Genomic DNA, 14,721 nt, shown 5'->3' with positions numbered 1-14,721 from the left:
CATAAATTTTGTATGTTTCATCTTTAGCCTTAACAGCACACGAGAGTCCCATGTCAGATAATAGCCAGAAAAAAGTCATTGTCGGAATGTCCGGTGGTGTCGACTCCTCCGTTTCAGCCTATTTGCTTTTGCAGCAAGGCTATCAGGTGGCCGGTTTATTTATGAAAAACTGGGAGGAAGATGATTCGGACGAATACTGTTCAGCCTCTGAAGATTTAGCCGATGCCCAATCAGTCTGCGATAAATTAGGTATTGAGCTACATACCATCAATTTCTCCGCAGAATACTGGGATAATGTATTTGAACATTTTCTGGCCGAATATAAGGCCGGACGTACGCCTAATCCGGATATTTTGTGTAATAAAGAAATAAAATTTAAAGCCTTTCTTGAGTTTGCCGCAGAAGATTTAGGCGCGGATTATATTGCTACCGGTCACTACGTCCGTCGTCAAGACGTTGACGGTAAAAGCCGCCTGCTGCGCGGTGTGGATACCAATAAAGACCAAAGCTATTTCCTATATACTTTAAGCCATGAACAAATCGCGCAAAGCCTGTTTCCGGTCGGAGAATTAGAAAAACCAGAAGTACGCCGTATTGCGGAACAGCTTGATTTAGTCACGGCGAAAAAGAAAGATTCAACCGGTATCTGTTTTATCGGTGAACGTAAATTCAAAGACTTCTTAGCCCGCTATTTACCCGCTCAACCGGGTAAAATAGTCACCGTTGATGGTGAGACTATCGGCCAGCATCAGGGCCTGATGTATCACACCTTAGGCCAGCGTAAAGGTCTGGGCATCGGCGGTTTAAAAGATGGCGGTGAAGATCCATGGTATGTGGTAGATAAGGATCTAAAAAACAATCACCTTATTGTTGCTCAAGGGCATGACCACCCTAGCTTGTTCTCAACCGGTCTGATAGCTCAACAGTTACACTGGGTTGATCGGCTGGTGGTTAACGAAAAATTTAGCTGTACGGTCAAAACCCGTTATCGGCAACAGGATGTATCCTGTACCGTTATTCCCCATGGCGACGACCGCATTGAAGTTCGCTTTGATGAACCGGTTGCCGCAGTAACTCCGGGGCAGTCAGCCGTTTTCTATCAGGGTGAAATTTGCCTTGGTGGTGGTGTTATCGAAGAACGATTACAGGATTAAACGTGGCTAAAAATTATTATGATATCACCGTGGCCTTGGCCGGAATCGCCCAGTCAGCCCGTTTAGTACAGCAACTGGCCCATGACGGCCAATGCGACAACCAAGCGCTATCCGTGTCACTAAAAAGTATTTTAGTGACCGATGCCCCATCGACGCTTTCCGTTTTTGGGCTTGAACAGGATATCCGCCTGGGTCTGGAAACGCTACCCAGCGTTTTGACCAATAATCGTCAGGAATTAAGCGCAGAGCTGACCCGCTACGTATTAAGCATTATGGTGCTGGAACGCAAACTAAGCGCTAATCGTGCGGCGCTGAATGAATTGTCTTCGCGCATTAGTCAGTTAGATCGCCAGTTAGCCCATTTTGACGTTGAATCAGAAACGATCACCAGCGCTATGGCATCTATTTACGTCGACGTCATTAGCCCTATTGGGCCGCGCATTCAAGTTACCGGCTCGCCCGAAGCGTTACAAAGACCGCTGGTTCAGGCAAAAGTCCGGGCTTCTCTGTTGGCCGGAATACGTGCCGCAGTACTGTGGCAACAGGTCGGTGGTAGCCGTTTACAGTTTATGTTTTCACGCAATCGTCTGTTAAAACAGGCACAGCAAATACTCGCTAATAGTTAAATTATCAGACTTCAGGAGTCTTACTGATGGAATTATCTTCACTGACCGCCGTATCCCCTATCGATGGACGCTACGGTGATAAAGTCAGCGCATTACGCACCATTTTCAGTGAATTTGGTTTACTGAAGTTTCGCGTTACGGTAGAAGTTCGCTGGTTACAAAAGTTGGCCGATTGCGCAGAAATTAAAGAAGTCCCCGTTTTTAGTCAGGAAGCAAACGATTTCCTTAATGCTCTGGTCGATAATTTTAGCGAAACCGATGCCCTGAGAATCAAAGCAATCGAACGGACCACCAATCACGATGTGAAGGCCGTTGAGTATTTCCTAAAAGAAAAAGTGGCGGCTATTGCTGAACTGCATGCCGTTTCTGAATTTATTCATTTTGCCTGTACTTCTGAAGATATTAATAACCTGTCTCATGCGCTGATGCTCAGCACCGCCCGACAGGATGTTATTACGCCCGCCTGGCGTAATATTATTGACTCCGTTAAAAATCTTGCCGGGCAATATCGTGATATTCCTCTGCTTTCTCGCACCCATGGCCAGCCGGCAACGCCGACTACCGTTGGTAAAGAGCTGGCTAACGTTGCTTATCGGATGGAACGCCAGTATAAGCAACTGGCTCAGGTAGAAATTTTAGGAAAAATTAACGGCGCGGTAGGCAACTATAACGCCCATATTGTGGCCTATCCGGAAGTTAACTGGCACCAGTTTAGCGAGAGTTTTGTTACCTCTCTGGGCATTACCTGGAACCCATATACCACACAAATTGAACCTCACGACTATATTGCTGAGCTGTTCGACTGCATTGCCCGCTTCAATACGATTTTGCTGGATTTCGATCGTGACATTTGGGGCTATATTGCCCTGAATCACTTCAAGCAAAAAACGATTGCAGGAGAGATTGGCTCTTCAACCATGCCGCATAAAGTTAACCCCATCGATTTTGAAAACTCAGAGGGAAATCTCGGGTTGTCTAATGCAATTTTGGGACATCTGGCGACTAAACTGCCGGTCTCTCGCTGGCAGCGGGATCTGACCGATTCAACCGTATTACGCAACCTTGGTGTCGGTTTAGGCTATGCACTGATTGCCTATCAGTCAACGATGAAAGGCGTGAGTAAGCTAGAGGTTAATGAAGGTAATCTGCGTAATGAACTTGACCATAACTGGGAGGTTTTAGCTGAACCTATCCAGACCGTGATGCGTCGTTACGGCATTGAAAAACCGTATGAAAAACTAAAAGAGCTGACGCGTGGCAAGCGCGTAACGGCAGAAGATATGCAGGTATTTATTGACGGACTTGAACTGCCTGAAGCAGAAAAAGCCCGCCTGAAAACCATGACGCCGGCTAATTATATTGGTTATGCCGCCACGATGGTTGATGAACTCAAATAAATTCATCTATCTTATTTAGACCATAAAAAACGCGCTAACAGCGCGTTTTTTATTTAACAATCTCGTCAGTCAAATATCAACCAGCCACTATCGGACCGGTAAAGAAAATCCCGACTATCAGAGTATGAACAACCAATCCCACTAACAGTGGAATGGCCGTTCTCTTGACCACATCAAACGGAGACAGTTTGGCTCCGCTGGATACGGCGATAATAACGCCGGAAACAGGCGACATAGCACGCCCCATATGGGAAGCCTGCTGCATTGGCAAAATCATACCAACCGGATTCACACCCATACTCTGTGCAATTTGAGGAATAAGCTCAACAAAAGCCAAGAACGGCGCGTTGCCTGAGCCCATAATAATTGCAGCAGCAAGGGTGACAATGGCAAAAACGATCGCCATCGCAAACGGCGGTAGCCCGACGTGTTCAGCCATCGAGATCATTTGTTCAATGGCCCCAATCGCTTTAATACCGTGAGCAAATACGCCTGCGGCGACTAATAAGCCGACAACCCCGGTAAAGGCACTGCCCATTCCTTTCAGAAATTGATTAAACCCGGCGCATACCTGTTTAAAGTCTAACGTACGTACCGTCTCTATAACCATACAGATAAACATACAAATCAGAACGATGGTCACAACGTCAAGATTGATATCTTTTACGAAAAGCTTAGAGAAAACGATCGCCATAATAATCGGTAACATAGGAAGTAAAGCATAGAAACCGGGAGCCCCCTTCTCTTTACTGCCTTCCTCATCTTCCTTACCAAGGTCCGGTACTATGCCCAGTTTGAGATCGCAGTGGCGTTGCCAAAAGACGTGAGTAATACCAACGGCCAGCACGGTTGCGATAGCCGCCGGCCCCTGATAAGAAATCACATAGCCAACGACATCTTTCCCCATGCCGACAGCATCGGTAGCCCTGATAGCATCAACGGCCATCGGCGTATAGGCCACACCCAGTGAGGTGGCAATAACGCCCGCCGCAGAAGCCGGTGATAACCCAAGACCGATCATAATAGGGAACATCGTCCCCATTAGCAGTACCGCGAGACCGGTTGCCGACGGAATAGCTAATTGAAGTACGCTGGCAAGCAAGAATGAAAAGAACAGCAGAATATAAGGCGAACGTAGCGCTTTAAGCGGACGGGTAGCAACCCGGACAACCGCTTTATTAGCGCCAATATGGTCCATATAATGGGCAAATCCCATCAGGGCCATAATCATTAATCCTAAATCAGCAGCGCGGGTACTGAATAAATCCCGCATCACTTCAAAAGGATCGAAGAAGCTAATACCGGTGGTCTTTAAGTTTTTCGGTAAAATGCTTCCCCAGCCAAATACCATAGTAACGATCATTAAGATCAAACCGGCGGCAAACAGCACCGGTTCAGCTTTATAACCTTTCAATATTAACCGAGCAACGACCACAATAACCAATAGTGCAATAATAACCTGAATCATGCTTTATCACCGCTTGCAAAGCGGTCATGAGTCAGCTTAACCACCTCGACTAATACATCGCTGGCAGCACGCAGTGATTTTACCGGTAAATATTCATAGATTGAGTGGAAGTTATGCGCCCCGGTGAAAATATTCGGGCAAGGTAAACCATTTTGAGAAAGCGCTGCGCCATCATAACCACCGCGCATTGGCGTGACTTTAGGCTCAATACCCAGGTTACGATAGGCCTGAACCGCAATATCGATAGGATAAGCTGAATCACCCTGCAGGCTATTAAATACGTTGGCATAACGGTCTGCAAGCTTACATTCAATGCTTTCCTCACCCCATAACGCAGCACAACCTTCAGCCAGAGTAGCTAAGAACTTCATCCGGCGCAGATATCCCTCTTCGGTAAAATCTCTGACGTCCATTTTCAATACGGTTTTGGCACTGTTGCCCTGCATTTGCTTAACCCAGTAATACCCTTCTCTGCCATCGGTATATTCAGGTGCTTCGCCGCCCGGTAGCATTGAAATAAATTTATGGGCCATTAATAAAGAGTTTTTAAGTTTCCCTTTTGCTGACATCGGGTGAGCCGACTGACCGGTAAAGATGATTTCAGCATCGCCCGCATTCCAGTTTTCGTACACCAACTCACCAATACCGCAGCAGTCGAGGGTATAGGCAAAGTCAGCACCAAAGCTTTTCACATCAAATACTTTAGAGCCCCGCAATCCTTGTTCTTCATCAGGAACTAAACCGACTTTAACCGGACCATGCTTAATCTCTGGGTGTGCTAATAAATACTGAATGGTATTGACGATAGAGGCAATCGCCGCTTTATCGTCTGCCCCTAAAAGGCTGGTACCGTCAGTAACAATAATGTCATCGCCGATATAGTCACTCAGCTCTGGGAACTCACTTTGGCGCAAAAAGATCTGTTTCTCTGCATTCAGACAAAGATCGCCGCCTTTATAAGGCAATATCTGAGCCTTGGTATCATTGGTTTGCTCCGCGCTGGTATCCAGATGACCAAAAAAAGCCACCGCAGGTAATGGATAATCCACATTACTGGCTAATGTCGCAGTCACTATCGCTCGGTCACTGACCTGTACATCAACGAGGCCTAATGCTCTGAGTTCATCCGCCACTTTATTAGCCAGTACACGCTGCCCTTCAGAGGAAGGCATAATACCTGCGGCACCTTTATCTCTGTCAGTGGTTGTATTTATCTTAGTATAGGAAATGAACCGATCGACGATATCCATGGATATTTACCTTTGATGATTAATGGATGATATTTTCTTCTTTACGTTAACACAGAGACATAATTCAGTGAATGATGTTAATAACACTAAGTCTTTTTTCCAACATGACATTAAATATCATTTACTTTAAATTTCATTGAATTAGCTCACAAAAAAACAATGCCAACCAAATTTTATTGTAAAAATACAACACAAAAGAAAATTAAGACTGAATATCAGTCACGGGTTGTTCGATATATAGCCAAATAGTAATATGTAAAAATATATATCATAAAAGCGCAAATGAATTGAACCTATCCTTATTCATTCACACATGATGTAAATAAATATCATTACCTATATAACTGATTATTTTTAATAAGCTTTTTTATTGTTATTATTTTCATAAGAAAATAGGCTATTTAATAAGCTAATGGCATTCGCCTGTATAGTTGCTCCCGATGGTGTTAAACTTATGACCGGTTTCATATTTTATCTCACCGCTTATAGCATTAACTCATCCTGAAGTCAGACATGCAGTTGCAGTTAATGTCACGCATAGGAAAGAAAATGGGTTTGATTACAGATTTATTCCAAGCGCTTATACATCAGGACTTTAAAACACTGGCCAATCCTGAGTTTCTTTGGGCGATTTATGGCGTTCTGTTTATCATTATCTTTCTTGAAAATGGCTTGCTACCCGCGGCTTTCTTACCCGGAGACAGCTTGCTACTACTTTCCGGCGCGCTAATTGCACAGGGTTCTCTTCACTTTGGTCTCACTTTTTTAGTGTTGTCTACCGCAGCCGCTCTCGGCTGTTGGTTTAGCTACCTTCAAGGTAAATGGTTAGGGAAAACAAAAACCGTACAGAGTTGGTTGCACAAAATACCGGCTCATTATCATCAAAGAACCCATCAACTGTTCCATAAACATGGCTTCTTTGCCTTGCTGATTGGCCGCTTTTTAGCTTTTGTGCGCACCTTACTGCCCACCATTGCCGGGTTATCAAATATGGACCCTAAACGCTTTCAGATATTTAACTGGCTGAGCGCAGCACTATGGGTAGGCTCTGTTACCGGATTGGGCTACATCATTAGCATGACACCACTATTTAAGCATTATGAACGCCAGATGATGACAGGATTGATGATTCTGCCGATTGTGCTGTTGGTTGGCGGGCTAATTGGTTCAATCATTGTAGTTTTAAAGAAGAAATCACATAAATAACAAACGGGAGATTAGTCCTCTCCCGCATTAACTCTCTCCGAATGCAAAAATCACATCGCCGCCATGGTCACGAGCTGCTATTTTCGATTGCATCCTTACAACGCGAAAAGAAAACCATAATTGCTTCATCATAGTTCAGTTCCTTAAGCAAAATAGCCCGTTTAAACGCCCTTTCCTCACCGGCCGGACCTGTCCACTGCCACCGAACAGATAGCGAACTCTTATCAGGATGAATATCTATCCCAATACTCGCCTGCGGGCTCACCTGCTGTGCGCAGAGTATAAAATCAGTTAACTCCATATCATCCTCAGTCACTGCATGCTGGTATCATCTGCTAACAGGGTTTATCACAATCGCTCAAATGGTAGCATTTCCATTCTCGGGCAATGCTACCATTCATCATTCACTTTTTATTCTATTTGTTATTTATGGCCGGGTGATGATGAGTATCGAAAATATTAAATTTATGCAAGATGAACGCTGTCGAATTATTGGTAAAGCCGTTTGCCGGCTAAATACGCTGGGTATGGAGATCTCGCGGGAAACAATCATTAATACCTTACACATTCTGATTAGCGAAACCGATGATGTAAAGCTCCAGCAAGGAATACAACAAAGTATCGATATGTTTATTATCACAAATGGTAAGTTTAATTAATTTTTATACTCCCACAGCGACTATCTTTATTGATGAGTAACATTCAGGCACAAAAAAACCACCTTATAGGTGGTTGCTTGCTAAATCTACTGCTAATTATAACCAATGTTAAATGGTGCCCGGGGCGAGACTTGAACTCGCATGGCGTTGCCGCCGAGGGATTTTAAATCCCTTGTGTCTACCGATTTCACCACCCGGGCATATCTAATTTTGGAGGCGCGTCCCGGAGTCGAACCGAGGTAGGCGGATTTGCAATCCGCAGCATGGCCACTCTGCCAACGCGCCTTACTCCATTAATATCCTTATGGATATTAATTTGGAGCGGGAAACGAGACTCGAACTCGCGACCCCGACCTTGGCAAGGTCGTGCTCTACCAACTGAGCTATTCCCGCGCCTTTAAGTATCACATCAGAACTTGCTGATTTAGCTACTTTATCTTTTGACACACCCTGTCGTCATCAGATGGTGTGCATTCTACTTACCTGACGAAGTGAGTCAATAGAATTATGAAAACATTTCGTTCGTTTGATGCTTTTTCCGGCGTATCGTTCACGGTTCCAGCAAATCAGCCTTTGAAGCCTTCAGATATTGGAACATTGACCAAAACGTTAATACGGCCGCAATATACAATAGAACAAAGCTTAAGATCTCAATAATTGAGTTCGGCCGCCAAAGCAGACCAACTAACGCTAACATTTGAGCCGAGGTTTTAACTTTTGCAACCCAAGAGACGGCAACGCTACTTCTCTTACCAATTTCAGCCATCCACTCTCTGAGCGCAGAAATAATAATTTCACGGGCAATCATGGTTGCCGCCGGTAATGAAATCCACCAAACGTGGTAAAACTCACAAACCAGAACTAAAGCAGTGGCGACCATGACCTTATCGGCAACCGGATCAAGAAAAGCACCGAATCGAGTTGTCTGCTTCCATCTACGGGCAAGAAAGCCATCAAACCAGTCAGTGACAGCTGCTACAACAAAGATACCCGCACAGACCATAGGAGCCCATTGATATTGAGATGGCAGATAAAAAGCCACAACAAAAAATGGAATCAGTATGAGACGGAAAAGCGTAAGTAAGGTCGGTATATTCAATTGCATAGTGCTCAGATGCCCTATTGCTGTCTGGGATAAAAAGACGTGTGTATATGTTGCTACATCGTCCTCATTGTTTCAATGCATTGTGTATCTTTTCTGCTAAAGATTGTGAAATTCCTGGAATTTTTGCCAGTTCATCAACCGTCGCACTCAATAATGGTTGTAATCCTCCCATATATTTTAGCAGCGCCTGGCGACGTTTAGGACCAACACCTTCAATATGTTCCAGCGCGCTGGTATTTCTCACTTTAGCTCTGCGCTGGCGGTGACCAGAGATGGCATGGTTATGGGAATCATCACGAATATGTTGAATAACGTGCAAAGCAGGAGAGTCTGGCGGCAAAGCAACGCCCTCACCTTCCGCTTTAAAGAACAGTGTCTCAAGCCCGGCTTTGCGATCGGTACCTTTTGCAATACCAATCAATAGCGGCTTGGATTTATCCCAAGCGACATTGAGCTCATCAAATACGCCGATTGCTTGCCCTAACTGACCTTTACCGCCATCGATAAAAATCACATCCGGAATTTTTTCATCGGTTAATGCCTTGCCATATCGACGCTTTAATACTTGGGCCATCGCTGCGTAATCATCGCCGGGCGTGATACCGGTGATATTGTATCGCCGGTATTCAGAACGCAGAGGACCATTGCTATCAAATACAACGCATGATGCAACGGTCTCTTCACCCATGGTATGGCTGATATCAAAACATTCCATGCGGTTAATTTGTGGCAGTTTCAGTACTTCAGCTAACGAGGCTAATCGTTGGTGGATAGTAGACTGCTGAGATAGCTTGGTTTTTAGCGCTATATTGGCATTGGTTCTGGCCAGCTTTAAATAGCGCGCTCGATCGCCTCTAGGCTTACTCTGTATTTGAATTTTTCGACCAGCAACCTCAGACAAAGTATCTTCTAACGTATTTCTATCCGGTAATGTGAAATCTAATAAAATCTCACCGGGTAGCGATCTTGACTGGCTGCCTTGCAGATAGAACTGGCCGACAAATGTTTGAACGACCTCATCCAACTCAGTACCCTTTGGAATTTTAGGGTAGTAGCTACGGCTGCCAAGCACCTTACCCTGACGCAGGAAAAGAACGTGCACACACGCCATGCCTGACTCATATGCAACGCCAATAACGTCAAGGTCGTCACTATCCCCGGAAACAAACTGGCGCTCAGTCACGCGGCGGATAGCCTGAATCTGATCGCGAATTCGTGCAGCCTCTTCGAAATTCAGAGCCTTACTGGCATCTTCCATACTGGCAATAAGCTGATTTAGAACCTGCTGATCTTTACCTTCCAGAAATAGTCTGACGTAGTTAACCTGTTTTTGATATTCCTCATCGCTAACCAGACCAGCAACGCAGGGCCCCAGGCACCGCCCAATCTGGTACTGCAGGCAAGGCCTTGAGCGATTTTTATACACGCTGTCTTCACACTGCCTGATAGGAAATAACTTTTGCAGTAAGGCTAAGGTTTCGCGCACCGCCCCTGAATTAGGAAACGGCCCAAAATATTCGCCTTTGGCATGTTTGGCGCCACGGTGGATTTTTAAACGCGGGTGGGCATCTGAACTCAGAAAAATTAGAGGATAAGATTTGTCATCCCGAAGCAAAACGTTATAGCGAGGCTGGTATTGTTTAATATAATTATGTTCAAGCAGCAATGCTTCTGTTTCCGTATGGGTGACGGTAACATCAACATTAGCAATACTTTTCACCAACGCTTCCGTTTTACGGCTCGCGACATTCTGACGAAAATAACTGGATAATCTCTTTTTGAGATCTTTTGCTTTCCCTACATATATAACAACGCCAGAGGCATCGTACATACGATAAACCCCTGGCTCATGAGTTACATATTTTAGGAAAGATTTGCTATCGAAACTCTCAGTCACTATTTAACAATTTCTCTGAAGTCACAATCCCATGACGAATAGCAAGATGCGTCAGCTCAACATCCCCACTAATATTCAGCTTGCTAAACATTCTATAGCGATAACTGTTTACGGTTTTAGGACTAAGATTTAGCGTTTCTGCAATCTCATTAACCTTCAATCCTTTAGTTATCATCATCATAATCTGCAGTTCGCGCTCTGACAGGCTAGATAGCGGCGTATCGGCTTCTGGCTCTAACTGGCTTAATGCCATTTGTCTGGCAATATCTGCACCGATATAACGCTGGCCGGAAGCAATAGCCCTAATCGCGCTAATCACCTCTTGTGGCGCAGCCCCTTTACTCAAATATCCGGAAGCTCCGGCCTGCATAACTTTTGCGGGCAACGGGTTTTCGGTATGAATAGTCAGCATAATGACTTTGATATCGGCCGAATAACGTAAAATTTTACGCGTCGCCTCTAAGCCACCAATACCGGGCATATTCATATCCATAAGAACGATATCAACGCTGTTGGACCGGCACCATTTTACGGCATCTTCGCCACATTGAACTTCACCAACAACTTTTATTCCTTTGACATCTTCGAGAATGCGTCGAATCCCTGCGCGCACCAGTTCGTGGTCATCAACAAGAAGAACGCTTATCAAAAGGAAATCTCCAAACAGTAATAATAGGTGTAGGTAGCAGTGGTGATCTTAATCACAGAATGGTCCACCATAAAAAATCAGTAAACATATTGATGATACTTGTCTTTTTTAATGAAATCACTTTATCTTTAATATAAAGGTATAACGTCGTTAGTGGATAAACAGCTTTAAATGGCGCCCTAGACGCAATGCTGCTCAGGGTTACATATCCACCATCTAAACTCAATAAAAAGATTAATCACTCATGGTTATCTTTAGCTAAACAGGCTTAATTTACCATCAATCAGTAGGGATATTTATCACTAATATAGTAAGAAATAGTTACAAGAACCGTATTTGCATACATCCTGTTTTTAAACGCTTATTTATGTAAATTTGAAAACCACGTAAAATTACGCTCGTAAGAGTAATTGAATTAACTCTCATTCAAGTATCAAAATTCACTTAACGACAGAACAAACAAAAAATTAACAATAAATCTGTTCGACTAATCTACAATTGCTGCAAAAAATAAATTAACTCTTTGATATAAAACCAAAACAAACACCACACACATTGATGAAAAAATATAATTAGCCATGATATATATTCATTATCATACACATACACATGTTCTAAAAATCAAATAGCCAGAAAGCACGACAGATTAAATGATAAAATAATGGCTAGTTGAAAAATGGTTATAGAAACAATAGTCAGTTGCACTTAGATTATTTATGCATTGAAGACAATGCTATAAAATAATATTCACTGATAAATTTTAACCAACTCATATCATTTAAGCAGATATCTAAGTTTGCATTGGCCTTCAATAAATCGCTATTATCCAGATACGACTGCCTTGGTATCAGGCAAAAGAGCGGGTAATGCATTACTTATTAAGAAAACATTAAGAAATAAGCATCACTGACTAGAGGTATTTATGACCGTTTTACTCCAAATTGACTTTAGTATGCCTGCTGAAATGCTTGGCGAAAATTTATCTAAAAATGCAGCAGGACTAGCAGCAACAATCAATACTGAGCCCGGTTTTATCTCCAAAATTTGGACTGAAAATGCCCAAACAGAAGAAGCCGGTGGAATCTACCTATTTAGTAATAGAGAATCAGCTGAACGCTATGCCGCAATGCACATAGAGCGCGTTAAACAGATGGGCGCAAAGAATATCAACTGTAAACTGTTTGATATCAATATTCCCCTGACTAAAATCAACCACGGCCTTTAAGTTAGCAGTAGCTTAGCCCAGCGTTTCTCTAATTGCCATAATAAGCCCTTTATCAGGGCTTATTATGCAGCAATAACTAATGTTTGTGGCTCCTTCAGTTCATTCATCAGTTCCATTCCCCGGTTAAGTAACACATCCCGGGATAGATAACTTATCGGCGACCCTGTCCATGTTTTATCGAAAATCATCACCGCAATGCCAAAAGAGGCCGTTGTTACTTCCTGTCGTTTGTTCGCTGGCGAAAACCATGCAGGAAGATCAAAAGGAATTCTACCGCGAATAAAAGCGATATGATCGGCCTTTTCGCCAGGCCACCATTCCTCAGATGTGGCAACCTTAACTAAAAAAACGTAACGCCCGCCTTTTTCGCGCTGGGCAATGGTGTGCTTCATTATGTATGACATGCCGGTAATATAGCTGCCTTTATGTTTCTTTGCTCTTGAATACGGTGGATTCGCAAATGCCCCGCCACCTCCGATCTCTTGTAACTTTTGCGCCCAATCTTGAGCTAATGCATTATCAGACTCAGTGTAAAAATGTGGGCATTTGTTATTTTGACCATCACTGAATAAATCAAGTACTAACGGCCCATATAACTCATTGATAGCTAAAAACAGAGCATCCGGTGTACGCCACTGATCCCCAATATCTCTTAATAGATGTTTAGGTTTCGATCTTAAATAATTAATATGTTGTAGATACTCTGTATTCGAAAAATCTATCATTGCCTGTCCCCTTAATTGTGGGTACCAGGCGGCAATACCAAACCGATTCGATATTTTCTACCAACAACCTTGCCCACACAAAGCAAAGCCGTAATAGAAAACTGATCTTACCCATCAATAGTGGACACGCTGCTAAGTGAGTAAACTCTCAACCAGAGGTATCTCACATGACAAAACCAGCATCAACCATCAAAAAGCCCCGCAAGCAGCACACACCTGAATTCCGTCAGGAAGCCCTTAAACTGGCTGAGCGCATTGGTGTTGCCGCCGCAGCCCACGAGCTCAGCCTGTATGAATCGCAGCTCTATAACTGGCGTAGTAAACAGCAGCAACAGCTCTCATCCTCTGACCGTGAAAATGAACTCGCCGCTGAAAATGCTCGTCTCAAACGCCAGCTGGCGGAACAAGCTGAGGAGCTGGCTATCCTCCAAAAGGCCGCGACATACTTCGCGAAACGCCTGAAATGAAGTATGTCTTTATCGAAAAACATCAGGCCGAATTCAGCATCAAAGCGATGTGTCGCGTCCTCCGGGTGGCCCGCAGCGGCTGGTATGTCTGGCGTCAGCGACGTTCTGTGATGAGTTCACGTCAGCAGTATCGTCAGTGCTGCGATCGCGCCGTTCGTGATGCCTTCGGGCAGGCGAAGCAGCGCTATGGCGCGCCACGCCTGACAGACGAGTTGCGGTCGCAGGGCCTGACGTTAAATGTCAAAACAGTGGCCGCCAGCCTGCGTCGTCAGGGGCTGCGGGCGAAAGCCTCGCGCCGGTTCAGCCCGGTCAGCTACCGTGAGCACGGGCTGCCCGTGTCAGAAAATTTACTGAAACAGGATTTTTACGCCAGCGGCCCGAACCAGAAGTGGGCCGGAGACATCACGTATCTGCGCACAGACGAAGGCTGGCTGTATCTGGCGGTGGTTATCGACCTGTGGTCGCGTGCTGTTATCGGCTGGTCAATGTCACCCCGCATGACGGCACAGCTTGCCTGCGATGCACTACAAATGGCCTTCTGGCGGCGTAAACGCCCGGAGAATGTCATTGTTCACAGTGACCGTGGTGGTCAGTATTGCTCAGCGGATTATCAGGCATTACTGAAACGGCATAATCTGCGTGGCAGTATGAGTGCAAAAGGGAACTGTTATGATAATGCCTGCGCGGAAAGCTTTTTCCACTCGCTGAAGGTGGAATGTATCCACGGAGAACGCTTTATCAGCCGGGAAATAATGCGAACAACGGTGTTTAATTATATCGAGTGTGATTACAATCGGTGGCGTCGTCACAGTGCGTGTGGCGGTATCAGCCCGGAACAATTTGAAAACCAGAACCTCGCTTAGGCCTGTGTCCATTTTTGGTGGGGAAGATCA

14 protein-coding genes and 3 tRNA genes are annotated in these 14,721 nt (G+C 44.5%); 7 read left to right on the top strand and 10 right to left on the bottom strand.

The genetic code is table 11. The features are described 5' to 3' along the window. Nucleotides 1-50 precede the first annotated feature (50 nt). The 3 genes from mnmA to purB are packed head-to-tail and all read left to right on the top strand — an operon-like array spanning nt 51 to nt 3,177. On the top strand, nt 51-1,154 hold the full coding sequence (mnmA, locus tag YWE_RS0110855; protein WP_029094550.1) for a tRNA 2-thiouridine(34) synthase MnmA: 1,104 nt from the start codon (nt 51-53) through the stop codon (nt 1,152-1,154). A 2-nt stretch (nt 1,155-1,156) separates the two neighbouring features. After that, a complete protein-coding gene (hflD, locus tag YWE_RS0110850; protein WP_029094549.1) occupies nt 1,157-1,780 on the top strand; it encodes a high frequency lysogenization protein HflD in 624 nt (207 codons plus the stop codon). A 26-nt stretch (nt 1,781-1,806) separates the two neighbouring features. After that, nucleotides 1,807-3,177, top strand: coding sequence for an adenylosuccinate lyase (purB, locus tag YWE_RS0110840; RefSeq protein WP_029094548.1), 1,371 nt, complete (start codon nt 1,807-1,809; stop codon nt 3,175-3,177). A 76-nt stretch (nt 3,178-3,253) separates the two neighbouring features. Here purB and dcuC read toward each other — a convergent pair whose 3' ends face one another. Next, the gene (dcuC, locus tag YWE_RS0110835) at nt 3,254-4,645 is read right to left on the bottom strand and encodes a C4-dicarboxylate transporter DcuC (RefSeq protein ID WP_029094547.1); all 1,392 of its coding nucleotides are present in this window, start codon (nt 4,643-4,645) and stop codon (nt 3,254-3,256) included. Continuing rightward, nucleotides 4,642-5,895 carry a peptidase T gene (gene pepT / locus YWE_RS0110830; RefSeq protein WP_029094546.1) on the bottom strand — a complete coding sequence of 418 codons (1,254 nt, stop codon included), beginning with the start codon at nt 5,893-5,895 and terminating at the stop codon, nt 4,642-4,644. The genes dcuC and pepT overlap by 4 nt, the downstream gene beginning before the upstream one ends. A gap of 549 nt (nt 5,896-6,444) precedes the next feature. Between pepT and YWE_RS0110825 the strand changes: the two genes are divergently transcribed. Continuing rightward, the gene (locus YWE_RS0110825; RefSeq protein WP_029094545.1) at nt 6,445-7,101 is read left to right on the top strand and encodes a DedA family protein; all 657 of its coding nucleotides are present in this window, start codon (nt 6,445-6,447) and stop codon (nt 7,099-7,101) included. A gap of 67 nt (nt 7,102-7,168) precedes the next feature. Here YWE_RS0110825 and YWE_RS31185 read toward each other — a convergent pair whose 3' ends face one another. Then, entirely contained in the window at nt 7,169-7,402 is a 234-nt protein-coding gene (locus tag YWE_RS31185; protein ID WP_029094544.1) for a hypothetical protein, read from the bottom strand. 142 nt (nt 7,403-7,544) lie between these two features. Between YWE_RS31185 and YWE_RS0110815 the strand changes: the two genes are divergently transcribed. Beyond that, nucleotides 7,545-7,760 (top strand): DUF2767 family protein, encoded by a 216-nt coding sequence (locus YWE_RS0110815; RefSeq protein ID WP_211231004.1) that lies wholly within the window; start codon nt 7,545-7,547, stop codon nt 7,758-7,760. A 113-nt stretch (nt 7,761-7,873) separates the two neighbouring features. On the opposite strand, the gene YWE_RS0110810 is transcribed toward YWE_RS0110815, so the two are convergent. From YWE_RS0110810 to uvrY, 6 genes are all read right to left on the bottom strand, one after another. Next, nucleotides 7,874-7,960 (bottom strand) — tRNA-Leu (locus tag YWE_RS0110810). Nucleotides 7,961-7,971: 11 nt separating this feature from the next. Continuing rightward, a tRNA-Cys gene (locus YWE_RS0110805) sits at nt 7,972-8,045 on the bottom strand. Between the two features lie 32 nt (nt 8,046-8,077). Continuing rightward, nucleotides 8,078-8,153 (bottom strand) — tRNA-Gly (locus YWE_RS0110800). A gap of 157 nt (nt 8,154-8,310) precedes the next feature. Continuing rightward, entirely contained in the window at nt 8,311-8,865 is a 555-nt protein-coding gene (pgsA, locus tag YWE_RS0110795; RefSeq protein WP_029094542.1) for a CDP-diacylglycerol--glycerol-3-phosphate 3-phosphatidyltransferase, read from the bottom strand. A gap of 64 nt (nt 8,866-8,929) precedes the next feature. Beyond that, nucleotides 8,930-10,762 carry an excinuclease ABC subunit UvrC gene (uvrC, locus tag YWE_RS0110790; RefSeq protein WP_029094541.1) on the bottom strand — a complete coding sequence of 611 codons (1,833 nt, stop codon included), beginning with the start codon at nt 10,760-10,762 and terminating at the stop codon, nt 8,930-8,932. Next, the gene (gene uvrY, locus YWE_RS0110785) at nt 10,755-11,411 is read right to left on the bottom strand and encodes a UvrY/SirA/GacA family response regulator transcription factor (RefSeq protein WP_029094540.1); all 657 of its coding nucleotides are present in this window, start codon (nt 11,409-11,411) and stop codon (nt 10,755-10,757) included. Before uvrY ends, uvrC begins: the two co-directional genes overlap by 8 nt. A gap of 922 nt (nt 11,412-12,333) precedes the next feature. Here uvrY and YWE_RS0110780 point away from each other — a divergent pair. After that, nucleotides 12,334-12,636, top strand: coding sequence for a monooxygenase (locus tag YWE_RS0110780; RefSeq protein WP_029094539.1), 303 nt, complete (start codon nt 12,334-12,336; stop codon nt 12,634-12,636). Between the two features lie 62 nt (nt 12,637-12,698). On the opposite strand, the gene YWE_RS0110775 is transcribed toward YWE_RS0110780, so the two are convergent. Next, a complete protein-coding gene (locus tag YWE_RS0110775) occupies nt 12,699-13,361 on the bottom strand; it encodes a phage N-6-adenine-methyltransferase (RefSeq protein WP_029094538.1) in 663 nt (220 codons plus the stop codon). 167 nt (nt 13,362-13,528) lie between these two features. Here YWE_RS0110775 and YWE_RS0110765 point away from each other — a divergent pair. After that, a protein-coding gene (locus YWE_RS0110765; RefSeq protein WP_099044048.1) for an IS3 family transposase occupies nt 13,529-14,691 on the top strand; the annotation gives its coding sequence in 2 pieces (ribosomal slippage) (nt 13,529-13,790 and nt 13,790-14,691; 1,164 coding nt in all). Nucleotides 14,692-14,721 lie beyond the last annotated feature (30 nt).

The sequence above is a fragment of the Budvicia aquatica DSM 5075 = ATCC 35567 genome (genome assembly GCF_000427805.1).
Classification (GTDB): Bacteria; Pseudomonadota; Gammaproteobacteria; order Enterobacterales; family Enterobacteriaceae; genus Budvicia; species Budvicia aquatica.
This window is presented reverse-complemented; position numbering and strand designations above follow the sequence as displayed.